The sequence below is a fragment of the Geobacillus sp. YF-1 genome (genome assembly GCF_052692335.1).
The window spans coordinates 2684944-2709247 of the sequence record NZ_CP199850.1 but is presented as its reverse complement, the minus strand read 5'-3'; the positions used below and the strand labels follow the sequence as shown (position 1 = coordinate 2709247).

Sequence of the window (24304 nt, the reverse complement as noted above, 5' to 3'; positions counted from 1 at the left end):
CTGAGCTTGGGAATGCGGCCGGAAGCCGGATTTCGGAAGGCGGTCGCTCATTCGGCGCCATCACCGATGTGCAAGGTATAGGGAGAACGTCTTGAGGCGATATCGCCGACTTAGAAAGAACAAAGAGATCGTCTTGGCGATCACCGCCAACTTAGGAGGAACAGGAGAGGATCTTGCCGGTGACCGCAGCTTAGAAGGAACAAGGCAATCGTCTTGCTGGTGACCGTGGCTTAGAAAGAGCAAGGGATCGTCTTGGTGGTCATCGCGATTTAGAAGGAACAAGGCGATCGTCTTGACGATCATCACCGACTGGGAAAGGGGAAAACGAGATGCCGGTGTTTCAAAGTGAGCAGGAGCTGTATGACGTTCTCGGCCGCTTTTTTGAAAAAGTGGCCGAGACGGACGAGTCGAAGGAATTGATCGCCTCGACAGAGTTAACCCCCGGCTATGACGCGTATGTCCAATATATTTTTCATAAACCGGAAGCGAAAATTACGTGGACGCATGAAAACGGGAGACTGAAAATCGTCTGCGGTGAGACGGACTTGCGGCCGGAGCTCATCTTTGAGCAGAGCGCCGATGTCGGACATAAATTTTGGCTCGGGCGGCTCGATTTGCAGCAGGCGCTTGCCCGCCAACAAATCAAAGTGCAAGGACCGCTCGTGAACGCATTGAAAGTGCTGCCGCAGCTTGACGCCATCTATCCGGCGTACCGCGACTATTTGCAAGAAATCGGCCGCAGCGATTTATTGCGATAGCTTGGTTCAAAATCCGATCAATCGAGAACATGAAGCGATGGAAAGGAGGAGACGGCAATGATTTCGATGCAAACGACGGAAGCCGATTTATGGATTGATGGAGAATGGCGGCCGGCCGCCAGCGGCGAACGGTTTGACGTCATCGACCCGGCGACGGGCGAAGTGACGGCCCGCGTCGCCGACGCTGGCGAGGACGATATCGACGCGGCGGTCACCGTCGCCGAAGAGGCGTTTTCGGATCGGCGCTGGCTGGCCATTTCCCCGCTTGAGCGCGGACGCATCTTGCGCCGCATCGCTGAACTGATCCGCCAGCATCACGATGAACTGGCCTGGCTGATGACAAGGGAAAACGGCATGCCGATCAACATGGCGCGGTTTATCGAAATTCCGCTCGCCGCCGACTGTTTCGACTTTTTCGCCTCGCTTGTCGTCAAGCCGCAAGGAGAGGTGCTACCGTTTTCCGTCGCCGGCACCGCCCCTGACTATATGGCGTGGACGGTCAAGGAGCCGATCGGGGTGGCGGGACTGATTACGCCATGGAACTTCCCGCTTTTGATGCCGACATGGAAAATCGCTCCGGCGCTGGCGGCGGGCTGTACGATGGTGGTAAAACCGGCCCCGGAGACGCCGCTGACGGCGCTTAAACTCGCCGAACTTTGCCAAGAAGCCGGCGTGCCGGACGGCGTTGTCAACGTCCTGCCGGGGCGGGATGAAGCGGGCAAAGCGCTCGTCCGCCATCCGCGCGTGCCGAAAATCGCGTTTACCGGCGAGACGGCAACGGGGCGCCACATCTTACAGGCGGCCGCTCCCCACATTAAGCGGGTGACGCTTGAGCTCGGCGGCAAGTCGCCGAACATCATCTTTGCCGATGCCGATCTTGAACAGGCGGCCAAAAGCGCGCTGTTTGGCGTGTTCTACAACTCCGGGCAAGTATGCCAAGCGGGAAGCCGCATTTTAGTCGAACGGTCGGTGTATGAAACGTTCGTTCAGCTGTTGGCCGACCGGGCCAACACATTGCGAATGGGCCCCGGAATGAGCGCCCGCACCGACATTGGCCCGGTCGTCAGCCGCGAGCAGTACGACAAAGTGCTGCGCTACATTGACATTGGCCGGCAGGAGGGAGCGAAACTGGTCGCTGGAGGAAACGCGCGGCCGGAGCTCGGCGGCTACTTTATCGAGCCGACGATTTTTGCCGATGTCAAACCGTCGATGCGCATCGCCCGTGAAGAAATTTTCGGTCCGGTGGCGGCCGTGATTCCGTTCGCCGATGAGGAAGAAGCGGTTCGCCTTGCCAACGATACGATCTACGGCCTCGCTGCCGCTGTTTGGACGAACGATATCAAGCGGGCGCTCCGCTTGGCGCGCCGGGTGAAAAGCGGAACGGTATGGATCAACACGTATCAAGTGCTGTCGCCGACCGCCCCGTTTGGCGGCTATAAGCAGAGCGGCCTCGGCCGCGAGCTCGGGATGCAGGCGCTTGAACCGTATTTGGAGACGAAAACCGTCATTTGCGACGTAAACGACCGGCCGCTGACGTTGTTTTAAGAGAGGGAAAAGGCTGGCGAAAAACAGCCGTTTCCCTTCCATGGATGGGGAAACGCGTGTAAATGTGACAAAGCGTTTCGATGGGAAAACCAAGGCCGGAAAACGGGAGGTGCGATGCCATCACCAGCGTCGGAAAAAACCGGTGACAACCGGTCGGTTTGTGAGAAGCTGAAAAGAACGCGTGATGGTGCCGCGACATGTTTTCGCTTGAACAGCGCGGTTGGGAGCGCCTTGTTTCCTTACATTAACAACCTTCAAAGGAGGAGAAACGCGATGACTCGCCACGATGGGTTTCAAACGGTGAAAGGCACGATCGATTGGGAGCATCCGATGTACAAATTGTATGAAAAAGCGAAGCGCAACGGGAAATGGAATCCGGCCGACATCGATTTCAGCCAAGACCAAACCGATTTTGCCAGCTTGACGAGCGAAGAAAAAATATCGGCTTTGCCGCTTGTCGCCGGGTTTTCCGCCGGCGAAGAGGCGGTGACGCTCGACATCTTGCCGATGACAAACGCCCTCGCGCGCCAAGGGCGGCTCGAGGACGTCCTGTTTTTGACGACGTTTATGCACGACGAAGCGAAGCATGTCGAGATGTTTTCCCGCTGGCAGCAAGCCGTCGGCATCGGGCAGATGGACTTGTCCGTCTTTCATAACGACCATTACAAACGCATCTTTTACGAAGCGCTGCCGGAAGCGATGGACCGCCTGTATAGCGACGACTCGCCGGAAGCGATCATCCGCGCCGCCACGGTGTACAACATGATTGTCGAAGGAACACTGGCCGAATCGGGATATTACACGTTCCGGCAAATTTACAAAAAAGCCGGGCTGTTCCCAGGGCTGCTCCAAGGCATCGATTATTTGAACATGGACGAAGGCCGGCACATTCAGTTCGGCATTTATACGATCCAGCGGCTTGTCAATGAAAACGAACGATATTATGAGTTGTTCATCCGCTATATGGACGAATTATGGCCGCACGTCTCCGGATATGTCGCCTATTTGACCGAGCTTGGCAAACGCCAGCAGCACCTCGCCCGCGCACGGAGTCTGGAAATTGACTATGACATGCTAACCAACTATGTGGTCAAACAGTTTCACATCCGCAAAAAACAAATCAGCCGCACGAAGCGGTATGACAGCGTCGAGGAGCTAGAAAAAACAGCGGCCGAATTTTAAAAGGCTCGTGGAAAAGAGCGGTTTCTCTTTATCAGAAGCGCTTTTTTCGATTCGAGATCGAGAGCGAATATGCTTAATTCCGAGCAGACGGGCGGGTTTCGCCCGCCCGCGTCTTGGCAGAAGAAAAAATCGCTTTCGCCCGCTTCCTTTTGGAGGAAGCCAGAAAGCAACAAGAGAGCAAGGAATGGAACGGGCGTGAGAACGCCACATTCAATAATGGGAACCGACAGCAGGGGGAGAGAAAGGCTTTTGTGATCAAACATAGTTGGTTTTGTTAGGAAACAAGGTATTTATTTTGGGGGGAATAGGGGGAAAATGATCATTTCATGGGAGAAAACGAGGGGGGCATGAAAAATGGGGAACTTGTTTGCGGTCAATCCAAAACGATTTGCGATTGCGGGCGGAGCGGGATTTCTCGCGGTCATCGCTCTAGTGGCTATGTTGCTTTTGTCAGGCACGGCGTTTGCCGCGTTTCCGCTGTCAGGTGTTGGGGGATTTACGATCAGCGCCGATAAAATTACAGGAACCGGATTTAAACTGTATCCTTCCATCGGTGAAACGGAACAAAGAGGGGCTTGGGGGCAAGCAGCCATTGACTTGGCGTCAGCGAATATCACCAATTTGGTGCTGGCGAAAAACATTAACACCGAGTCAGCTCTCGGCGCTTACGGCATTAAAAGCATCGATGTCGTTGTCACCGGCGGCAATGTAAGCGGACAAAATTTGAAACTGCGCGTCACTGGCATTCAAGCGGATAGCACGTCATTTGCCGGTTTGGAGACGCAAGAGCATAAAACCGACAACCCGCTCAACGTCATCGACTTAAGCGCGCCGAACTTAACGCTTGATAAACCGAGCTTGAATACGCATTACATGTCGGCAGGTTCGATCACCATCCCGAACATGAAGCTGAAAGTGATCGCTAACATGAAAGATGGGAGCCGGATCGGCGACTTTTAATTCGGTCTGATCATCATTGGGACGCGAGTTGTCCATCCCCTATTCCTCCCAAAATAAATAAGAAGTTCGAGTTGTCATCTTGTTTCCTGTGTGATCACGCATTTATGCTTAACGACTGTGCGCCGGTTTTTTCATGCTGGAAAATTTTCTTCTCTTCATCGCTTTTGGCAAATAAAGGGGAGAGGAAGAGGGAGCCAAGCGACGAACGGTGGCGCGTTTATAGATGATCAGTTGGTGTAAAACAGAACGATCGTTCTTGGTCAAGAAACAAACGGCGGCGCGTGTAGAAGACTGGTGAAAACCGGTTGTTTCACTCGAGAAATGGGAAGGGTGTGAAAGGCGATGCCTTAGAGCTTTTCTATTTGAGAAACGAGGGGGGAAGCGGCTTGCTCCTGAAAAGGTTGGTGAAAAACCGCTGGTTGCCTTGATCGGCGCCTGAACATAAAGGATAATGCAGCCAGTTTTTTCTACTTGAGAAACGATCCCGAGAAGCGGTGGCGCGAGGTAATCGGACTCTTCAATTGCCAGCCTTTTAGGCTAATGATGAGCCAAAAAGAACGAAAAAGAGGTAAAGGAGGCAAGATGGGATGATGAGGAAGCTAGTTGAAATCGGGCAAATGACGACCATCGGAGCACTGACGGGCGCGTTTATCGGCGGAATCGTCGTTGGCGGTGGAGGAAACGGAGCGCTGTTGGGGGGACTGCTGCTAGCAGTCGCTCTCTCCTTGCTTATCCCGTTTTTTTCGAACCGCCCAACGGCGATCGTCCGCGTGAAATACGGAGCGGCCGCTTTGTTGCCGGGGATGCTTGTAGGTGGGAGCCAATGGGTGTCGCTTGGAACGGTCGGCGCTGCGGCGGGAGGGATAGCTAGCAGTGTGCTTGCCGCTTTTTTTGCCCAAGACATCATCGAGAAACAAGAAAGGCAAGGACGATACATTCGTACACGGTTTCATTACGTGTGGTTGTTTTTTGGAGGATCCCTAGCCACATTTTGCGCGTTGAACGCCTTTTTTGCCGCCGAGCGGGCGGTACCGTGGCAAACATGGGTGCGCTCCATTCCAATGGTGGTGCAGACGACGGTCATTCTCGCCTTTGTGCTGCTTGGGGTTGTCATTGGCGTTGCTTGGAAAAAGAGAAACGCTGAAACTTGGCGGCAAGCATGGACGTCTGTCCGCCGCCCGGTACGGGGAGTCGTGGTCGGTGGAATCGTGGCTATCATCGTCGCTTCCTTTGTCCATTACGGCTTTTTGTCTGTCCGCACCGCCGCCCGCTTCGTCGGTCCTCTGTTATCCTATGCCTTCGGTTGGATATTGCCGTGTGCTGTCGGGTATTTGCTTGCTGTCAACCGCCGTCGCCCTGTTTTAGGATCGGTGTTGGCGATGATAGGGGCAGGGTTTGTCTTGATGGTAGGCATCAGTGTATTCCCCATGCTTCTGCTTCCTGGAAGTGGGCTGATGTGGGCCGGATTGGTCACAGGCTTAGTAATGGTGGTTTTGGCGATTTTAAGCATCATCAAGCCGCAAAGCCATGTAGTATTCGGCAGTTTTCTCATCCTTGCTTCCATTCTGTCGTTTGTCGGTGCGGCCGGCGGCCTGATCATCGGAGGTGTCATCGGTCTGGTGGGCGGTGCATTGGTGGTGGCATGGAACGGACGGCAAGCGGGGGAGATGGACAGCGACTATCCTCCTCCCGTTTCCCCTCTTTCCAATCGCTCATCAACAATGACAGGATAAAAGGGGGGATGCAAATGAAGGCAAGCAAATGGTGGAAAACCGCGCTTCTCGCTTTGGCGCTTTTTCTCTGCCTACCGCTTGGCGGGGCGCGTTCGCTCGCTGTGAGTGAAGAACAGGGATTTGTCATTCATGCCGATAAAGTGGTGGGCCTCTTGGACTTAGGTGGCATTGTTCTTGGGTCGCCGAAAGTGATCGTCGGCAAACTTCCCATTGCTTTCATCCAAACCGACATCAGCGGATTATCTATGGAACGGGCCATCGACACGCCGCAAGGAACGATTCGATTGTCCATTCAGTCGAAAGGAACGGCGCAAGCCAATTGGATGAAACTGGATGTAACGAAATTAAAGTTTGGCGGTCTTTGCTTCGACGGCTTCCCGATTAAGCAATGTTTGAAAGACGTCACATTGGTGGCGACGAAAATGACGGCTTCGCGCCTCGCCCTTCCTGATATGTCGCTGTCAGCCTCGTTTTCCGGCGCCTCGATGATGCAAGCGGAGCGAAGCGCACTCGAACAAACGGATCTCGCCCAAGAAGCCGAACGGCTCGTTTGGCAGCTTGATGAGCAAAAGCAAGGAACCGACAGCGCTGCCTACATGGTAAAGACGCTGCAGACGGATATCCCTACGCTTAGGAAGCGGGTTGAGTCGAGGACGGACGAATGGACGGCGATGGAAGAAAAACAAACCGCCGTTTCCGCTTCCCTCCAATCGCTTGAACAAGCTATGGCGGGAGAGCAGAGAGCCGGGAGTGAAGAACAAAGACAATATGAAGCGGTGGTGATGCGCTTTCAAGAGTGGAAACAAATGCTCGAACAGCAAAGCGCTGCTCTTAGTGAAGACGTAGGAAAATGGAATGAACAAGATGGGTTATGGGAAAAAGCCGCTTCATACGTCGCAAAGCGACTGCGGCTTGGGGAACAATCGAACGCGATGAACATTCTTTCGGCTTTGCGCTCATCGCTCGACGACATGAAACAGCAGCTCGACAAAGAGAGAAAAGCCCTAGCCGCTTGGAGCCAAACGGTGACCGAGTTCGAGAAGCGACTCAATGCGGTTGAGGAATGGGTGAAACGGAAACCGGCCACCCGGGAGGAGCGCGCAGCTGGGCGTTCCGACGTACCGCTTTCTTCGCCGAAAACAGATGGTGAAGTGACTCCATAGAAGAAGAAGGTGTCCCGGAAGGAGCGGGACACCTTGTTTCATCAATATAGGCCATATCCGTTTGAATGTACGATGGGGATTGCCCCTGTCTTGAAGACGGATCGAAACGGGGCCGTAGGGAGTTCGTCACGCGTCTAAGGTGCCGCCGTTGCCTTAAATGATTCCGTCGCGGATGGCCTTGACGATGGCTTCCGTCCGGTTTTTGGCGTTCATTTTTTGCAAAATCGCCGACACGTAGTCGCGCACCGTATACTCGCTCAAATGAAGACGTTTCGCCGCTTCATAGGTCGACGCCCCTTCGGCGACCAGTTTCAATACTTCGATTTCTCGCGGCGATAAGTGCGGGGTCGGTTGCACAAGCTCTGGGCGGCCGCCGCTGCATTTAGCTAAAATTTCCCCCGCGCTTTGGCCGAATTTCATTACCGCTGTGTAGAGGCCATTGGACAATTCAAAAGCGGTCTTCGGACCACAATCCAAAATGGCAGCACCGATGAGCCGATTTTCCGAGGGGGCATACATCGGGGCAATGACGATTGACTCAAGTTGAAACTGCTGAACGTATTTCATCGGCAATCCTTGTTCCGCATGGCGGACGTAAATCGGTGGTACGTTTGTCATTTGGCGACCGAGCAGCTGTAGTCGTTGAATGTATTGTTTAATGAAAGGAAGATGATCAATGTGTTCATGAATGCTTTTGATTTCATGATTATCAAGCTGATAGCCGTACAGTCCGAATCCGCTTTCATGAATGCTGGAATAGGCGAACAGCGCACATCGTTCAAATGGCAAGTAGGCGACAAACCCGGTTGAAATGTATTCAATGGCTTGATGCAGCGTTTTGGCTCGCATGATCCATTGGTCAAACAACAACACCGCGTCTTTCCAAAGCTGTTGCTCTTTCGTACGGATGGAAACCTTTTGAGCAGCATGAAACTGTTCGAGAGCGTGAAGCAGAAATGGAATGACGAACCGATCTTCCCCTTCGGTACAAACAAGCAAAAGATCGTCCCCCCATGGGAGTGGGATCAATCGCGTTTCGCTGACATCCATGTGGCAAAGAATGCGTTCACATAAGGCGAAAATCGTCTCTCCGCACACCGTGTTGTCGATAAGGGCATCAGCCACGCTTCCATACCATTTGGCGACGATGAAGCCGCCGTCGGCTGTTCTGGCCAGTTGGGCAATCCATGTGATCGGCAGCTGCTTGGATGAAACGGTTTGCTCAAGAAACTGCTCTAAATCGAACTCCGCACAATCAGGAGCGGTAACGGACTCATGAAGTTTCAAAAAAACGTACTGAATGGCTTGATGAACGCGAAAGTCCATAACGTCCCCCGACTGAATGACTTCGTGAGCCGCGTTTTCCATCATCGATAAAATGACGGTCGACTGGTTGGGCGACAGCTTCCCGTTTCGTTTTTCCCATTCGCGGCGAAACGTCGCTAGCCATTCGGCGATATCACTTATCGGATGGTCCCATTGTGAAGAGAACGCCTCAATGGCAAGTCGCAAGGGGTGGGCGGCGGCGTGCTGCTTGTCCTCCAGTTCCTCGCATTTGTCTAGCCAGGCTGAAAGAATGTTCTCGCGGTGATGTTCGAGCGTATTCCACCCTTCTTTCAAAATGGCATCCAATCGGTTTGAAAGGCGCAAGTTCATTCGGTTCCCCTCCTTAACTGGTTTCGGATAGGTTTTGCCTTGTTTTTGGTTTGAAAGATGAAATCGCTCTTTCTTGTCTATCCATCGTTTCGGACAAAACCGGGCTTGTTGGTCGAATAGGTCTGTGTCTGGAGAGAAAAACGGGTTCAATCATTTTGGCGATAAGAGAAATGGTTGTGGAGTGCCCCTTTTATTAAAACGTTCTTTATTAATAATATTATAACAATTCTGTCTATTATAATACAAATGGTTTGTCAATCGTATCTCTGTTGTGTACGATAGAGGCAAAGAAAGGAAAGGGGATTGCGAACGGATGAGCACGACCGAACATAAACGAGAAGCCCCGAAAACCGTCCGCTGCAAAGTCATCACCGTCAGCGACACGCGAACTGAGGAAACCGACCGGAGCGGCCGGCTGATGATCGAGCTGCTGACTGAGGCCGGTCATGACGTTGTTGGCTATGAAATTGTAAAAGACGAGGAAGCGGCCATTCGCGCGGCGGTGCTCGACGGCTGCCGCCGCCTTGATGTCGACGCGGTGCTCACCAACGGCGGCACCGGCATCGCCAAGCGCGATGTGACGATCGAAACGGTGAGCGCGCTGCTGGAGAAAGAACTCGTCGGCTTTGGCGAGCTGTTCCGCTTCCTCAGCTACACCGAAGACATCGGCGCCGCCGCCATGCTGTCGCGCGCCGTCGCCGGCGTGGCGATAGACACCGCCATCTTTTGCACCCCCGGCTCCACCGGAGCGGTACGCCTGGCGATGACGAAACTCATTTTGCCGGAACTCGGGCATGTTATAAGAGAGATTCGGAAAGACCGGTGAGGGAAATGAAGGTGTCTCCGTAGCAACGGGACACCTTTTTCATGTATATCGCTATGTGACATTTCCATTTTCGTAGTGTAAGATGGTCCCCTCCCTATGTTCGGATTGTATTCCTTATCCAGTCAACATGAAGAGTGAGCCTCCCTATGATCCTGTGCACCCTAAGGAGGCGGTGACGTAATGCATCCTGCCGCTTTCAGGCATCATTTCCCAAATAGAACCACCTGTTCACATCGACCTTTTTTCAAATGTTTACTCATCGATCAAAGATAACATCTGTCTTTCACTGGCCTTATAGAGTGAATCTCACATACATCTTATTTTCGTCAGTTGACAAAAAAATCGATTGGTAGTACTATTTTTCATGAAATTACACAATTGCGCAATTACACAATTATAAAATTAAGTAAGAGAGGGGTACATATGTTTCCTAAGGTGAATGAGGGAATTTTAACGTTTGGCATCAGGGTGTTCAATTCCATTGGCTTTTTTGTGTATGTTCCGCTGCTTTCATTATGGCTAGTGAAAATGAAAGACCTGGATATTACTGAAACCAGTTTCATCATGGCGGCGTTTACATTTGTATCGAAGGCAGGGAATATGTTGGTTGGGGGAATTGTCGACAAGTTTGGGATTAAGAACAGTCTGATCATTGGACTCTGGGGAGCCGCCCTGTTGTTAACGATGTTAACAATCGTTAATTCTTATCCATTGCTATTCTTGATCGCATTGGTATTGGGCATCTCGACTTCGCTTTACAATGTAAGTTTGAAAACACATATTTCCTTATTACAGGAAAATGAGAGACTGCGAGCGTTTGCCTTATTAAACATCGCTGTTAACGTTGGCGCTTCCATTGGTCCTTTTCTAGGCGGGTGGTTATTGGATTGGAATTCTTCTAGTACGATCATGGCGGCAATCGTTTGTTATGTTTTGGCTGGGGGGATTTCGTTGTTGTTGCCCCGCATCACCAGCGAGGATGCGGAGAAGGGAATCAATATCGTACAATTCGTTAAAAACAGCAGATCGGACCCCCATTTCTTTATCTTTATAAGATTTATTGCTTTTTCAGGGTTATTTTGGTTTTTGTACACACAACTATTTACAACTTTCCCTGTTGTCGTTTCTCAACATTTTTCAGGAAAAACGATTGGGTTGTTTTTTACCGTGAACGCGATGACGATTATTGTTTTTCAAGGTTTCTATCCAAAAATACAGCCAAAATGGAAAATGGAGTATTGGTACGCGCTGGCCTTGGTGCTCATCGTTGCTTCTTATTTCTTGTTGTGGATTTCCCATCATTTTTGGATCATCTTTGTTAGCGTGGTTTTGTTCAGCATGGCTGAAATCATTTGGGTTCCTATGATTGATCATCAGCTCATAGAAAAAAAGGGAATGTTAAGTTCTTCATGGGCCTTCGGAATATCCGGTGTACTTTGGGGAGTATGGGAATCGATCGGTGGATTCGTTGGTTTGAATTTGTATCAGTACGTCGGACAGCAAACCTTTTTTTACTTAGCCATAATAGGCATTGTGATTTTGGGCGGTTATTTGTTTCGCCTGCTATATAGAAACATGTCTTTCTTCACAAGTAAAAATCAAGTAGGGAGAAAGGACTGGAGATAATGGATTTGTTATTTGTTGAGACAAATACAACGGAATGGGGGATTGTATATGGATAAATATATCATCATTTTAGGGGCAAGCCGTTATGGAGCAGAAGCAGCGTTTCAATGTGGACTCAAACCTATTATTGTGACAGATCGGCACTCAAGCATTGATAAGGAAATAGCGCAGCTGACTGAGGCCGTATTTTATGTTCGTGATATTGCGGAGAAAACAGAGGTGTTTTACGCTGTAGAGAAAATCATGAGTTTCTATCAGACCGTAGAGCTTGTCGTAAGTTTTACAGAATTAGGGTTAGAGACAGCTGCTTATATTAGTGAAAGGATGAAATTACCAACCAATTCGCTTGAAACGGTGGTAAATACGAGGGATAAAGGAAGGATGCGTCGGATTTTGTCGAAAGATCCAGAATTGCGATTAGACGTTGTAAGTGGTAAGGGATCTGCTCTTCCTAAACAGTTTCCGTATTCAAGGCCAGCCATCATCAAACCGCTTGACGGATTTGGAAGTAAAGCGGTCGATTATATTTCCAATCAACAGGAGTGGGAAAAATGGTTAAAGAGAAATCAAGACCATTCTCACGAGTGGATTTTGGAGCCTTATATTGACGGTCCGGAATATAGTGTGGAGACGGTATCTTGGAGAGGAACGCACTTTATTTTAGGAATCACCGAAAAACAAACGACTGGGAAACCTCACTTTATTGAGACTGGGCATATGGTGCCAGCGAGACTGGGACAACAGGAAGTCGAGCGGATTGAACAAGTAGTGATGAAAGCGTTACATTTGTTGAATGTTCAGTATGGACCGGGGCATATTGAGATGAAATGGGATGTGGAAGAGGACAGGCCCGTGGTAATTGAAATGCACACGAGACCAGGAGGTGATTTTATCCCTTATTTACATCAATTAACCTCTGGTTTCAACCAGTATGAGCTAGGTATTTTATCCTATATGAACGAGATGCCACCTGTTGAAAAACCGATTTATCAAAAGGCAAGCCTTGTTAAGTTTTTGATGTTTCCAGAAGGGGTGTTGCGACAACTTTCTCTTGGTACAGAGGTCAATCGAGAATATATTCAAGATTGGGCCATCTATTATCGAGTCGGGGATCGGATAAGGAAAACGGTGGACTCGTATACTCGCTCGGGCCATGTTATTGTTTGCTCATCAACAGTTGAAGAATGCCAACGGTTATGCGACAATTTTGTTGATCAGTTGAAGTGTGAAATTGTTCATGAATAAAAAACAGAAGGCATGGGATGTCGAATGGCTGTATACACAATAGAGGAAGTCAACCATCGTTGTAAAGTTGAACTCTCGATCTCGTCCTTATTTGAAATGATGGCGTGTTTAAGAAAGTGCTACATTTCATCGGGAAAAATGGATGGTGCCCCTCCTTTTCCTGTTGCTCGTTTTGAGGAGTTTTTTCGCGAAAATGCATCGTTGCTGCAGAAGTTTTACGGTCGGTATGAGTACGGAGCACAGCTCGCCGAATTTTTGGTTGATTTGCCTGTTCCTCATACCTTTTCTCAACTCATGGCGTATATCGATCGCGTGTCTCGATATGAGTTTTTGTATTATTTATTTGGTCGATACTTGTCTGAAAAAGAGATCGAGATGTATCTGACGCAATTGGCTTCTCCGTTCGATGACATTCGCTCAAAAATCACGTCGTTGGGCGGGGTTGTGAATGATGAACAGTTGGAATTTGCACAGAACTATGAGCAATATTTGCAGGAGTTAACTTCTCTTTGGGAACGTTTTTATCAGCAATGTTACGCTCATATTGAATCGATCCTGTCCCCTCTCTGGGATCAAGCGAATGAACGATTGAGAGCGGAACTCAGGCAGTCTGGGATTGATAAAATAGTTCGAAAATTATTGTACGATTATCCAATCCCGGAACAGTTTCCAACAAAAGAAACAAAGTTGATCAAATTGTATCCATCCTATTTTGTGTCACCGAAATTTATTATCGTTTGGGGACTTGGTGAACTTCATATTGTTTATGATATCAAGCATTATCTAGACGGGAAAGAGATTTCTTTCAACGAACAGCGGCTGGAGATCCGATACGATGAGAGACAGCTGCAGTATGTTGCTGATATTGCGAAATCATTGTCTGAAATTGTTCGGGTGAAAATATTGTCATTGATTGCGAATGAAGAAAAAATAAGGTCACAAGAGATGGCCAATCAGTTAAATATTACCGTTCCTACTGTTTCACGACATTTAAACATCCTGAAACAATCCAATCTGATCATAGAGCGAAAAGAAAACGGTTATCACCTCTATGAGATCAACGAAAAGGAAGTGAGGAGCTATTGCTCCGCTGTAAAGAAAATTTTGGGCATCGAAAACGATGAGACATAACGGCCAAGAGGATGCTCCGTTGCCGGGGCATCCTCTTGGTCGGTTAGGCCTTGATGGACTTTTCCCTTTCTTGATTGCGAAGGATGAAGCGTTGGATTTTGCCGCGGAGCGGCGTAGAGGGAGTCATCAAGGGAATGTCATCGCAGCGGAATCCGCCACATCTGTTTCCTTCTCTTCCAGTTCCGCTCGCATCGTGAAAAGCAGCTTGTCTGCCGTCGCTAAAAGAACATCGAACGGCATTAGCACTCATTCGTGATGGTGTGTCATGGGTTTTTGCCCTGTTTTTTCTCGGTGAGCGATGAAACGGATGGCACGGTGCGGTACCAAATCCACAAATCGTTGACCATCGAAGCGAGTTCGGCGATGTCGGCGTTGAGCTGGCACGACCGCGCAAAATCGGCTTCGCGGCCGAGCGCGTCTTGCTTTTCATTGATTTCCCGCTCCAGCGTCGCGATGCGGTCGGGGATCAAGCCGCGGATCGCTTCCCACTCGAGCAAAATCGCCTCCTGTTCCTCGGCGCTGTAGTCGTCCCAATGTTTATCCAACTGCGGCACGCGGATGCCGAGTCGCGCGTCATCGACAAATCGATGGTTCATCTGATCCCCTCCCTTTTCTCCATTATACTAAAATGTGACAGAACTAGGAGTGGAATTTTTATGCTTTTCGTTGAATAAGTATTGAAAAATCATCGGAAAGCTGATAAAGTGATTAATGTATCCGGTTTGAATATTTATTTATATTTAAGTATATTTATGTGACAGGAGAGGAGAACGACCATGGCAAATCCAAAATTGGTGCTGGCCTATTCCGGCGGTTTAGATACATCGGTAGCGATTAAATGGCTGCAGGAGCGCGGGTATGATGTGATCGCGTGCTGCCTGGACCTTGGGGAAGGAAAAGATCTTGATTTCGTGAAAGAAAAAGCGCTCAAAGTCGGCGCGATCAAATCGTACGTCATCGATGTCAAAGACGAGTTTGCGAACGACTATGCGCTCATCGCTTTGCAGGCGAATGCGCTGTATGAAGGGAAATATCCGCTCGTCTCGGCGCTGTCGCGTCCGCTCATCGCGAAAAAACTCGTTGAAATCGCCGAGCTGGAAGGCGCCGTGGCGGTCGCCCACGGCTGCACGGGGAAAGGGAACGACCAAGTGCGCTTTGAAGTGTCGATCAAAGCGCTCAATCCGGATTTGGACGTCATCGCCCCCGTGCGCGAATGGAGCTGGTCGCGCGAGGAAGAAATCGAATACGCGAAAAAACACGGCATTCCGATCCCGGTTGATCTGGACAGCCCGTTTTCGATCGATCAAAACTTATGGGGCCGCAGCAACGAATGCGGCATTTTGGAAGATCCGTGGGCCGCGCCGCCGGAAGAGGCGTACGAGCTGACGGCTTCGCTTGAGGACGCGCCGGATGTGCCGGATGTCATCGAGATCGGCTTTGAACAAGGCGTGCCGGTGACGTTAAACGGGAAACCGTACCCGCTTGCCCAATTGATTTTGGAACTGAATGCGCTCGCCGGCAAGCACGGCGTCGGCCGCATCGACCATGTTGAGAATCGCCTCGTCGGCATTAAGTCGCGCGAAGTGTACGAATGCCCGGGGGCGATCACGCTCATTAAAGCGCATAAAGAGCTGGAAGATTTGACGCTTGTGCGGGAAGTTGCCCATTTCAAACCGCTCATCGAGCAAAAAATCGCTGAAGTCATTTACAACGGCCTTTGGTTCTCGCCGCTCAAAGACGCGTTGGTTGCGTTTTTGAAAGAAACGCAGAAAAACGTCACCGGCGTCGTGCGCGTGAAGCTGTTTAAAGGCCATGCGATCGTTGAAGGGCGCAAATCGCCGTTCTCGCTCTATGATGAAAAACTGGCGACGTACACGTCGGAAGATGAATTTGACCATCAAGCGGCGGTCGGCTTCATTTCGCTGTACGGCTTGCCGACCAAAGTCAACAGCATCGTGAACAAACAAAACAAAGCGTCGGTGTCGACCGGCCAATAAACCATCGGGAATAGGAAGGAGGAAGTCGCATTCCTCTGCGGCGTGAGGCGTGAAAAAGCTTTGGGGTGGACGGTTTACGAAAACAGCGGAAGAATGGGTCGACGAGTTTGGTGCGTCGATCCCGTTCGACCAAGAGCTCGTCGAAGAAGATATTGAAGGCAGCCTCGCCCATGTGACGATGCTCGGCGAGTGCGGCATTCTGCCGGCGGACGACGTCGAAAAAATTAAAGGCGGGCTTTTGCGCCTGCTCGAAAAAGCGAAGCGGGGGGAGCTCGAGTTTTCCGTCGCGTATGAAGACATTCATTTAAACATTGAAAAAATGTTGATTGACGACATCGGTCCGGTCGGCGGCAAGCTGCACACCGGACGGAGCCGGAACGACCAAGTGGCGACCGATATGCATCTATATTTGCGCAAGCGCGTCGAAGAGATTCTCGGCCTCATCCGCGGGCTGCAGCGGGCGCTTGTGTCTCAAGCCGAGAAGCATGTCGAAACGATCATGCCGGGGTATACGCATTTGCAGCGGGCGCAGCCGATTTCGTTCGCCCATCATCTGCTCGCGTATGTTTGGATGTTGGAACGCGACCATGAGCGGTTTTCCGAGTCGCAAAAGCGCATCAACAAGTCGCCGCTTGGCGCCGGGGCGCTCGCCGGCACGACGTTCCCGATCGACCGGCAGCGGACGGCCGAGCTTTTGGGCTTTGCCGATAGTTACGAAAACAGCTTGGACGCCGTGAGCGACCGCGATTTCATCATCGAATTTCTAAGCAACAGCTCGATGCTTATGATGCACTTGTCGCGGCTCGCTGAGGAGCTTATCCTTTGGTCAAGCCAGGAATTTCAATTCATTGAGCTTGATGACGCGTTCGCGACCGGCAGCAGCATCATGCCGCAAAAGAAAAACCCGGACATGGCCGAGCTCATCCGCGGCAAAACGGGCCGCGTGTACGGCCACTTAATGGCCTTGTTGACGGTGATGAAAGGGCTGCCGCTTGCTTACAACAAAGATATGCAAGAGGATAAAGAAGGCATGTTTGATACGGTGAAGACGGTCATCGGGTCGCTGAAAATTTTCACCGGCATGATTGAAACGATGAACGTGCGCGCGGATGTGATGGAGCGGGCGACGAAACAAGACTTTTCGAACGCGACCGAGCTCGCCGACTACTTGGCCGCCAAAGGCGTGCCGTTCCGTGAAGCGCATGAGGTCGTCGGCAAGCTCGTCTTGCGCTGCATTGAACAAGGCGTCTTTTTGGCCGATTTGCCGCTTGAGGTGTATCAAGAAGCATCGCCGCTGTTTGAGGAAGACATTTATGACGCCCTCAATCCGCGCACGGCCGTCAACCGCCGCAACAGCGCCGGCGGCACCGGGTTCGCGGAAGTGCTTGCCGCGCTTGAAAAAGCGAAAGAACGATTGGGAGGCTGACCGAAAAGGTACTCTCCCCTTAAGAAAGACACAATTATCGTGTGACAGAGAAACAGCTGGGTACTTATATAGCGATGAGGCAAGGGGGCTGACCGAAAAGGTGCTCTCCCTTCAAGAAAGATACAACCTATCGTGTGGCAGGGAAGCGGCTGTTGTTTATCATAGCGATGAGAGAGGGTGTCCCGGTCCGTTCGGGACACCCCCTGTTACATCGTGCATACCGCTTCCCGGCATCGTTTCTCAAATAGAAAAATGTTCCCACATTGCCCACATTTATTCATCGATCAAAGGAAACCGCTGTTTTTCCCACCCTTCTCGAAGGCTAGTGATTTAAGGGAGCAGGCCGCTTCCCGACCTCGTTTCTCAAATCGAAAAGCTCTGCCGCACCAAGATCGCCTTTCGTACGCCCCCATTTCAAGAGAAACAACCATTTTTTCCATCCTTCTAGCGAACGTCACTCTTTCGGGGTTCTGACGACCAGCACATCGCATTTGGCATGACGGACGATGTTTTCCGACACGCTGCCGATTAAGAACCGCTCGACCGCGTTCAACCCGGTCGCTCCGCAAATGATGAGGTCGGCTTTGTGTTTCGGGGCGACGTCCTTGGCGATTTTTACCTTCGGTGAACCGAACTCGATGTCCGTTTCGACATCGTTGAGCCCCGCGGCGACGGCTTCTTGTTTGTATCGTTCAAGCAGCTCGACCGCGTATTGTTCTGACCGCTCGGCGAGGGTGTAATCGGGAGCGCCCATGGCGTTGAAATCTCGCACATCGATCACATGGGACAAAATGAGCTTCGCCCCATTGCGCTTGGCGATTTGAATCGCTTTTTTTAACGCCCACTCCGCTTCTTTTGAGCCGTCAACGGCGACGACAATCGTGCGATACGTCATCGTCACGGTTCTTCCCTCCCTTTGGATAAAAATGTTATTTCTATAAATCGTATACCCGCTCGATGCCGGCGATAAACTAGGCCATATAGAACGATTGATGAACAAGGGAGGAAAACGACATGGAAAAGCGGAATAACGATTGGCTGTATGATGAGGAAGAAGTGCGGACGATCACCGAACAAATCACGGAATCATATGAGAGCGGCATGATTGACGATAACGAATCGTATTACGATCCGCGCCGGGAGGTCGGTGAATAGCCATAGCGCTAGCGAGCTATGGCTCTTTTTTTGTATTCGCTCCTGTTTATAAAGTAAAATGGAGGAAAGAGAATGGCGAAAAGGAGGAGAAACGGTGCGGCACGCCTTGATTACGGCCGGAGCGAAAGGGCTGGGGAGAAAAGTGACGGAGCTGCTCCTTGATAAAGGGTATTCGGTGACGGTGAACTACCGGAGCGATGAACAGGCGGTGCGCTCGCTGGCCGAGAAGTACCGCAGCGCCGCTGACCGCCTCCAGTTTGTGCGCGGCGATGTGACAAACAAAGACGATTTGGCAGCGCTCGTTGACGCCGCCATGGAGCGGTTCGGCCGCATTGACTGTTTGATTAACAACGCGGGACCGTACATTTTCGAACGAAAAAAATTGGCCGATTATACAGAAGACGAATGGTATGAAATGATAGAAGGCAATTTGAGCGCGGTCTTCCACTTGGTAAGACGGACGATTCCAATCATGCGCCAGCAGCGGTTTGGCCGCATCATCACCTATGGGTTTCAAGGAGCGGCGGATGCGCCGGGGTGGGTGCACCGCTCGGCGTTCGGCGCGGCGAAAGTTGGATTGGTGTCGCTGACGAAAACGATCGCTCTCGAAGAGGCGGAATACGGCATCACCGCCAATATGGTCTGTCCAGGCAACATCGTCGGTGAGATGAAAGAAGCCGGGATCGCCGCTGCCCGTAACAAGCCCGATGCCGAAACGCCTATTGGGCGCCCGGGCACCGGCGAAGACATCGCCCGCGTCATCGCCTTTTTGTGCGAGGACGATTCTGATTTCATCACCGGCGCCGTCATTGACATCACCGGCGGGGCGAACGTCATTTACCGCCATTTTTTCCGGTGAGAACAGCGCCTCCTTTTTCGTTTGCTTTCGCGCGAAACAGGGCACAATAAAAGGAGAAGCGGGAAGGAAAAAGGAGGAAAAAACGATGAAGATCGGCATTCCAAAAGAAATCAAAAACAATGAAAACCGCGTCGCCATCACTCCAGCTGGCGTGATGACGCTCGTTAAAGCCGGGCATGACGTGTATGTGGAGACAGAAGCCGGCACAGGGTCGGGATTTTCCGATTCCGAGTATGAAAAAGCCGGGGCGGTGATTGTGCCAAACGCCGAGGACGCCTGGGCGGCGGAGATGGTGTTGAAGGTGAAGGAGCCGCTTGCCGAAGAGTTTCGTTATTTCCGGCCGGGGCTCATTTTGTTTACGTACTTGCATTTGGCGGCGGCCGAAGCGCTGACGAAAGCGCTCGTCGAGCAAAAGGTGGTCGGCATCGCCTATGAGACGGTGCAGCTTGCCAACGGCTCGCTGCCGCTGTTGACGCCGATGAGCGAGGTGGCGGGCCGCATGTCGGTGCAAGTCGGGGCCCAGTTTCTCGAAAAGCCGCACGGCGGGAAAGGCGTTTTGCTTGGCGGAGTGCCTGGAGTACGGCGCGGCAAAGTGACGATCATCGGCGGCGGAACGGCGGGGACGAACGCGGCAAAAATCGCGGTCGGCCTTGGCGCGGACGTGACGATCTTGGACATTAACGCCGAGCGGCTGCGCGAGCTCGACGATTTGTTCGGCGATCAAGTGACGACGCTCATGTCCAACCCGTACCATATCGCTGAATGTGTGCGCGAGTCGGATTTGGTCGTCGGCGCTGTTCTCATCCCAGGGGCGAAAGCGCCGAAGCTCGTCACAGAAGAAATGGTGCGCTCGATGACGCCAGGCTCGGTGTTGGTCGATGTCGCCATTGACCAAGGCGGCATTTTTGAAACGACCGACCGCGTCACGACGCACGACGATCCGACCTATGTCAAGCACGGCGTCGTTCATTACGCGGTGGCGAACATGCCGGGCGCCGTCCCGCGCACGTCGACGTTCGCGCTCACGAACGTCACGATTCCTTACGCTTTGCAAATCGCCAACAAAGGCTACCGCGCCGCTTGCCTCGACAATCCGGCGCTGGTAAAAGGGATCAACACGCTTGACGGGCACATCGTGTATGAAGCGGTGGCGGCGGCGCACAACATGCCGTATACGGACGTTCATTCGCTGCTGCGAGGTTGACGCTGCTAGCCCCGCGGGCCGTGGGTCCGCTTGGCCCAAACGGTCGGTCAAACGCGGCTCGTTCGTTTGCTTGGCGCGCAGCCAAAAGAAACTAAGCGAACGCGATTCCAGATTTGTTTGCTTCAAAAACGCGATTGGCGCTGTCGCAGGGGGAATGGGAAAGAAACACAAGCTGTCCGAGCGGAGCAACAGTCCACCGGCGGACAGCTTGTTTTTTCCTTGGCAGCCGCAGCGGTGCCGGCTACACGATGATCAGTTCTTTGCTGAAGGAGGTCAGCACTTCGATCCCGTTGGCGGTGACGGCGACATCGTCTTCGATGCGCACGCCGCCGGCCGGCGGAACGTAAATGCCCGGCTCGATCGTAAACACCATGCCGGCGGCGAGCGGCGCGTGGTTGGCGCTGTGCAGCGACGGGTATTCGTGAATGTCAATCCCTAAACCATGGCCGACGCGGTGAGTGAAGTACGGACCGTAGCCGGCTTGTTCGATGACGCGGCGGGCGGCGCGGTCGATCTCCCCCATGGCGATTTGCGGGCGGCAAGCATCGATCGCCGCCTGCTGGGCGCGCCGGACGGTTTCGTAAATGAACCGTTGTTCGTCGTCGAGCGTCCGGCAGGCGACGGTGCGGGTAATGTCTGAGCAATACCCGTCGACGACGACGCCTAAGTCGAACAAGACGAAATCGCCCGGGGCGACCGCTGCGGTTCCCGGCGTGCCGTGCGGATCGGCCGTTTTCGCGCCCGTGAGCACGGTCGTCGGGAACGACATCCGTTCAACGCCGAGCTTTTTCAGTTCATATTCAATGACGGCGACAAGTTCGAGCTCCGTCACGCCGGGGCGGATGGCCGATACGCCGATTTCGATCGCCTTGTCGGCCAACTTCGCTGCCTGGCGCAACGCTTTCATTTCCCGCTCGTCTTTGATCATTCGGAGCTGGCGCAGCTTTTCCTCGCTGTCGTGCCAGTGGGCGTTTGGAAACAACGCCGCGAGCCGTTCGAAGCGAGCGAGCGACAAATGGTGCTTTTCGACGGCGATGCTAGTTGCCTGAATGTTGCGTTGTCGCAAGTGGCGGTCAATTTCTTTCCACGGGTCGGCGCTGTCATCATAGCCGATCACTGTGCATTCCAAAGCGCTTCGGCGGGCGCGTCGGACTTCCATGTGCGGGCAGACGAGCGCCGGTTCGCCGTCGGGGAACACCAAAAGCGCCAGCAACCGCTCGTGCGGGTCGCACCAAAATCCGCTCAAATAAAAGACGTTGGCGCTTGACGTGATCAAGGCGAATGAACTATGTTGTTGTTGAAGCCAAGAGGAAAATGCTTGTAGCCGTTCGTTCATCGTTTCCTGCCTCTCTTTCTTGCGATCGTTCAGTTTGAGCGTACCAAGAAACGGGCCGCTTGTAAATGGGCAGGCAGGAAAAGAAGGAAATGAGCGGGCGGCGGCGAACCATGTGGAGTGGAAAGGAGAGATGTGGGGATGAAAGTCAGCTACCATGGCCATTCGGTCGTCCGCATTGAGACGAACGGAAAAACGATTTTGATTGATCCGTTCATCACCGGCAACGCGACGACCGACTTGAACGCGGCCGACGTCAAAGCGGATGTCATTTTGTTGACGCACGGACATGGGGATCATGTCGGTGACACGGTGGAGATCGCCAAGCGGAACAACGCCTTGGTCGTTGCGACGTTTGAGCTGGCGACGTATTTAAGTTGGCAAGGCGTTGAGACGTTTGGCATGAACATCGGCGGGGCGCGCGAATTTGACTTTGGCACCGTCAAGTTGACGCAGGCGTTCCACAGCTCCGGATTTGTGACGAATGACAAGCAGATCATTTATTTAGGCTTGTTCACCGCCGAAGGCAAAACGATTTACCATGCCGGCGACACCGGGCTGTTTTCCGACATGAAACTGATCGGCGAACGCCATTCCATCGATGTCGCCTTCCTGCCGATCGGGGACAGCTTCACGATGGGGCCGGAAGATGCGGCCGTGGCCGCCGAGTGGCTCGGAGCCAAGCTCGTCGTGCCGATTCATTACAATACGTTCCCGCCGATCGCCCAAGACCCGGAACGGTTCGTTTCGCTCCTCCCGCCGGGGGTTGGCCGCGCCCTGAAGCCGGGCGAAAGCATCGAGCTGTAGCGCGTCGCTGGTGAGCGGAGCGGTTTGATGGGGACGGTGGCGCGAAAAGGGGTGGAAGAGAGGAAAGGAATTCGCCTTTCCTCTCTTTTTGTCCTGTGAATCTTCCCGTTTCCGTCGGACCGATGGACGAAGAGGCGACTTTGTGGCGCAAAACGACCAGCTTCCGCCACCGCGGTGCGGTTCGCCGGGTTTCCTCCCGTTGAATCGCGGCCGTTGCGGCCGTTATAATGAAAGTAACAACAGGCAAAGGGTGAAGAACCGTTGGCGACAAAACACGAACAAATTTTGGAATACATCCATCGGCTGCCGATTGGCGAGAAAATTTCCGTGCGCCAGATCGCCAAAGAAATGGGTGTGAGCGAAGGAACGGCGTACCGGGCGATCAAAGATGCCGAAAACAAAGGGTATGTGAGCACGATTGAACGTGTCGGCACGATCCGGATTGAGAAAAAGCGCAAGGAGAACATCGAGAAGCTCACTTACGCTGAGGTGGTCAACATCGTTGACGGGCAAGTGCTTGGCGGACGTGAAGGGCTTCATAAGACGCTCAACCGCTTTGTCATCGGCGCCATGCAGCTCGAAGCGATGATGCGTTATACCGGGGCGGGCGATCTGCTCATCGTCGGCAACCGGACGAAGGCGCACGAGCTGGCGCTGCAAGCCGGAGCCGCCGTGCTCATCACAGGCGGGTTTGACACGGCCGACCATGTCAAAAAGCTCGCCGATGAGCGGCAGCTGCCGATCATTTCGACGAGCTATGACACGTTTACGGTCGCGACGATGATCAACCGCGCCATTTACGATCAGCTCATTAAAAAAGAAATCGTGCTCGTTGAAGATATTATTATTCCAGTGGAAAAAACCGCGTACTTGCGCGTCGACGATCCGGTTGAGCGCTGGTACGCATTAAACAAAGAAACACGCCATAGCCGTTTCCCGGTCGTCGATGAAGATTGGAAGGTGCAGGGGATCGTGACGGCGAAAGATGTGCTCGATATGGATCGACAGCTGCCGATTGAAAAAGTGATGACGAAGCAGCCGATCACTGTCAGTGGAAAAACATCGGTCGCCTTTGCGTCTCACATTATGGTATGGGAAGGGATTGAGCTGCTTCCAGTGGTCGACGACCACCATCGGTTGCAAGGGATCATCAGCCGCCAAGATGTGTTAAAAGCGCTGCAAATGGCGCAGCGCCAGCCGCAAGTTGGGGAGACGATCGATGACCTCATCACCGCCCAGTTTCGCGAGTCCGGCGACAAAGAAACGCTGTTCCGCTGCACGATCACGCCGCAGATGACGAACTATTTAGGCACGCTCTCGTACGGCGTGTTTACGACGATCGTCACCGAAGCGGCGGCGCGCATGCTGCGGGCGTACAAGCGCGGCGATTTGGTAATGGAAAATCTTACCGTCTACTTCATCAAACCGGTGCAGATTGATAGCACGGTCGACGTGCGAGCGAAGCTTTTAGAGCTCGGGCGCAAGTTTGGGAAAGTGGATGTCGAAGTGTACAATGAAGGCGATCTTGTCGGCAAGGCGATGATGATGTGCCAGCTGATCGATCGATGAACGGGCAAGGCAGCCAACAGCAATCCATGCCCCGTTTTTGATCGCAACGAGCCCAAACAGCAAGGGAACGGCAAGGCAAACGAAAAGGATGCCCGCTTTCTGTCCGGGACATCCTTTTCCTTGTGCCGC

At 52.4% G+C, this 24304-nt stretch carries 21 protein-coding genes; 17 read left to right on the top strand and 4 right to left on the bottom strand.

Annotated elements, in window-relative coordinates; genetic code table 11:
• Positions 1 to 329 precede the first annotated feature (329 nt).
• The 6 genes from ACTVIM_RS13445 (at position 330) to ACTVIM_RS13420 (ending at position 7341) form a co-directional block, all read left to right on the top strand.
• A complete protein-coding gene (locus ACTVIM_RS13445; protein ID WP_033023467.1) occupies positions 330 to 758 on the top strand; it encodes a hypothetical protein in 429 nt (142 codons plus the stop codon).
• Positions 759 to 815: 57 nt separating this feature from the next.
• On the top strand, positions 816 to 2303 hold the full coding sequence (locus ACTVIM_RS13440) for an aldehyde dehydrogenase family protein (RefSeq protein WP_445612881.1): 1488 nt from the start codon (positions 816 to 818) through the stop codon (positions 2301 to 2303).
• 273 nt (positions 2304 to 2576) lie between these two features.
• On the top strand, positions 2577 to 3485 hold the full coding sequence (locus ACTVIM_RS13435) for a R2-like ligand-binding oxidase (protein ID WP_033023469.1): 909 nt from the start codon (positions 2577 to 2579) through the stop codon (positions 3483 to 3485).
• Between the two features lie 354 nt (positions 3486 to 3839).
• A complete protein-coding gene (locus ACTVIM_RS13430) occupies positions 3840 to 4445 on the top strand; it encodes a DUF6230 family protein (protein WP_445612880.1) in 606 nt (201 codons plus the stop codon).
• Positions 4446 to 5032: 587 nt separating this feature from the next.
• Positions 5033 to 6178 carry a DUF6114 domain-containing protein gene (locus ACTVIM_RS13425; RefSeq protein WP_231559853.1) on the top strand — a complete coding sequence of 382 codons (1146 nt, stop codon included), beginning with the start codon at positions 5033 to 5035 and terminating at the stop codon, positions 6176 to 6178.
• Positions 6179 to 6192: 14 nt separating this feature from the next.
• Positions 6193 to 7341 (top strand): hypothetical protein, encoded by a 1149-nt coding sequence (locus ACTVIM_RS13420; protein WP_033023472.1) that lies wholly within the window; start codon positions 6193 to 6195, stop codon positions 7339 to 7341.
• A gap of 153 nt (positions 7342 to 7494) precedes the next feature.
• Here ACTVIM_RS13420 and ACTVIM_RS13415 read toward each other — a convergent pair whose 3' ends face one another.
• Positions 7495 to 8997: a response regulator transcription factor gene (locus ACTVIM_RS13415; RefSeq protein ID WP_445612879.1), complete on the bottom strand. Its 1503-nt coding sequence runs from the start codon at positions 8995 to 8997 to the stop codon at positions 7495 to 7497.
• A gap of 313 nt (positions 8998 to 9310) precedes the next feature.
• Between ACTVIM_RS13415 and ACTVIM_RS13410 the strand changes: the two genes are divergently transcribed.
• The 4 genes from ACTVIM_RS13410 to ACTVIM_RS13395 all read left to right on the top strand — a co-directional run bounded on the left by ACTVIM_RS13410 (position 9311) and on the right by ACTVIM_RS13395 (position 13825).
• Positions 9311 to 9823: a MogA/MoaB family molybdenum cofactor biosynthesis protein gene (locus ACTVIM_RS13410; protein ID WP_445612878.1), complete on the top strand. Its 513-nt coding sequence runs from the start codon at positions 9311 to 9313 to the stop codon at positions 9821 to 9823.
• A 423-nt stretch (positions 9824 to 10246) separates the two neighbouring features.
• Complete coding sequence (locus ACTVIM_RS13405) at positions 10247 to 11449, top strand: MFS transporter (protein ID WP_445612877.1); 1203 nt, start codon at positions 10247 to 10249, stop codon at positions 11447 to 11449.
• 48 nt (positions 11450 to 11497) lie between these two features.
• Entirely contained in the window at positions 11498 to 12694 is a 1197-nt protein-coding gene (locus ACTVIM_RS13400) for an ATP-grasp domain-containing protein (protein WP_445612876.1), read from the top strand.
• 24 nt (positions 12695 to 12718) lie between these two features.
• Complete coding sequence (locus tag ACTVIM_RS13395; RefSeq protein ID WP_445612875.1) at positions 12719 to 13825, top strand: ArsR/SmtB family transcription factor; 1107 nt, start codon at positions 12719 to 12721, stop codon at positions 13823 to 13825.
• 263 nt (positions 13826 to 14088) lie between these two features.
• On the opposite strand, the gene ACTVIM_RS13390 is transcribed toward ACTVIM_RS13395, so the two are convergent.
• Complete coding sequence (locus ACTVIM_RS13390; RefSeq protein ID WP_445612874.1) at positions 14089 to 14421, bottom strand: hypothetical protein; 333 nt, start codon at positions 14419 to 14421, stop codon at positions 14089 to 14091.
• Positions 14422 to 14601: 180 nt separating this feature from the next.
• On the opposite strand from ACTVIM_RS13390, the gene ACTVIM_RS13385 reads away from it, so the two are divergent.
• Together ACTVIM_RS13385 and argH are read left to right on the top strand one after the other, a co-directional pair.
• Positions 14602 to 15822, top strand: coding sequence for an argininosuccinate synthase (locus tag ACTVIM_RS13385; RefSeq protein ID WP_445612873.1), 1221 nt, complete (start codon positions 14602 to 14604; stop codon positions 15820 to 15822).
• Positions 15823 to 15871: 49 nt separating this feature from the next.
• Positions 15872 to 17248, top strand: a complete 1377-nt coding sequence (argH, locus tag ACTVIM_RS13380) for an argininosuccinate lyase (protein ID WP_445612872.1) — start codon at positions 15872 to 15874, stop codon at positions 17246 to 17248.
• A gap of 454 nt (positions 17249 to 17702) precedes the next feature.
• Here argH and ACTVIM_RS13375 read toward each other — a convergent pair whose 3' ends face one another.
• Positions 17703 to 18149 carry a universal stress protein gene (locus tag ACTVIM_RS13375; RefSeq protein ID WP_445612871.1) on the bottom strand — a complete coding sequence of 149 codons (447 nt, stop codon included), beginning with the start codon at positions 18147 to 18149 and terminating at the stop codon, positions 17703 to 17705.
• Between the two features lie 113 nt (positions 18150 to 18262).
• Between ACTVIM_RS13375 and ACTVIM_RS13370 the strand changes: the two genes are divergently transcribed.
• The 3 genes from ACTVIM_RS13370 to ald all read left to right on the top strand — a co-directional run bounded on the left by ACTVIM_RS13370 (position 18263) and on the right by ald (position 20466).
• Complete coding sequence (locus ACTVIM_RS13370; RefSeq protein WP_165570922.1) at positions 18263 to 18403, top strand: hypothetical protein; 141 nt, start codon at positions 18263 to 18265, stop codon at positions 18401 to 18403.
• Positions 18404 to 18497: 94 nt separating this feature from the next.
• Positions 18498 to 19262: an SDR family oxidoreductase gene (locus ACTVIM_RS13365; protein ID WP_445612870.1), complete on the top strand. Its 765-nt coding sequence runs from the start codon at positions 18498 to 18500 to the stop codon at positions 19260 to 19262.
• 85 nt (positions 19263 to 19347) lie between these two features.
• Entirely contained in the window at positions 19348 to 20466 is a 1119-nt protein-coding gene (gene ald / locus ACTVIM_RS13360; RefSeq protein WP_445612869.1) for an alanine dehydrogenase, read from the top strand.
• Between the two features lie 241 nt (positions 20467 to 20707).
• Here ald and ACTVIM_RS13355 read toward each other — a convergent pair whose 3' ends face one another.
• Positions 20708 to 21802 (bottom strand): M24 family metallopeptidase, encoded by a 1095-nt coding sequence (locus ACTVIM_RS13355; RefSeq protein ID WP_445612868.1) that lies wholly within the window; start codon positions 21800 to 21802, stop codon positions 20708 to 20710.
• Positions 21803 to 21940: 138 nt separating this feature from the next.
• On the opposite strand from ACTVIM_RS13355, the gene ACTVIM_RS13350 reads away from it, so the two are divergent.
• Together ACTVIM_RS13350 and ACTVIM_RS13345 are read left to right on the top strand one after the other, a co-directional pair.
• On the top strand, positions 21941 to 22606 hold the full coding sequence (locus ACTVIM_RS13350; RefSeq protein ID WP_445612867.1) for a metal-dependent hydrolase: 666 nt from the start codon (positions 21941 to 21943) through the stop codon (positions 22604 to 22606).
• Positions 22607 to 22867: 261 nt separating this feature from the next.
• On the top strand, positions 22868 to 24175 hold the full coding sequence (locus tag ACTVIM_RS13345; RefSeq protein ID WP_033019504.1) for a CBS domain-containing protein: 1308 nt from the start codon (positions 22868 to 22870) through the stop codon (positions 24173 to 24175).
• Positions 24176 to 24304: the final 129 nt, after the last annotated feature.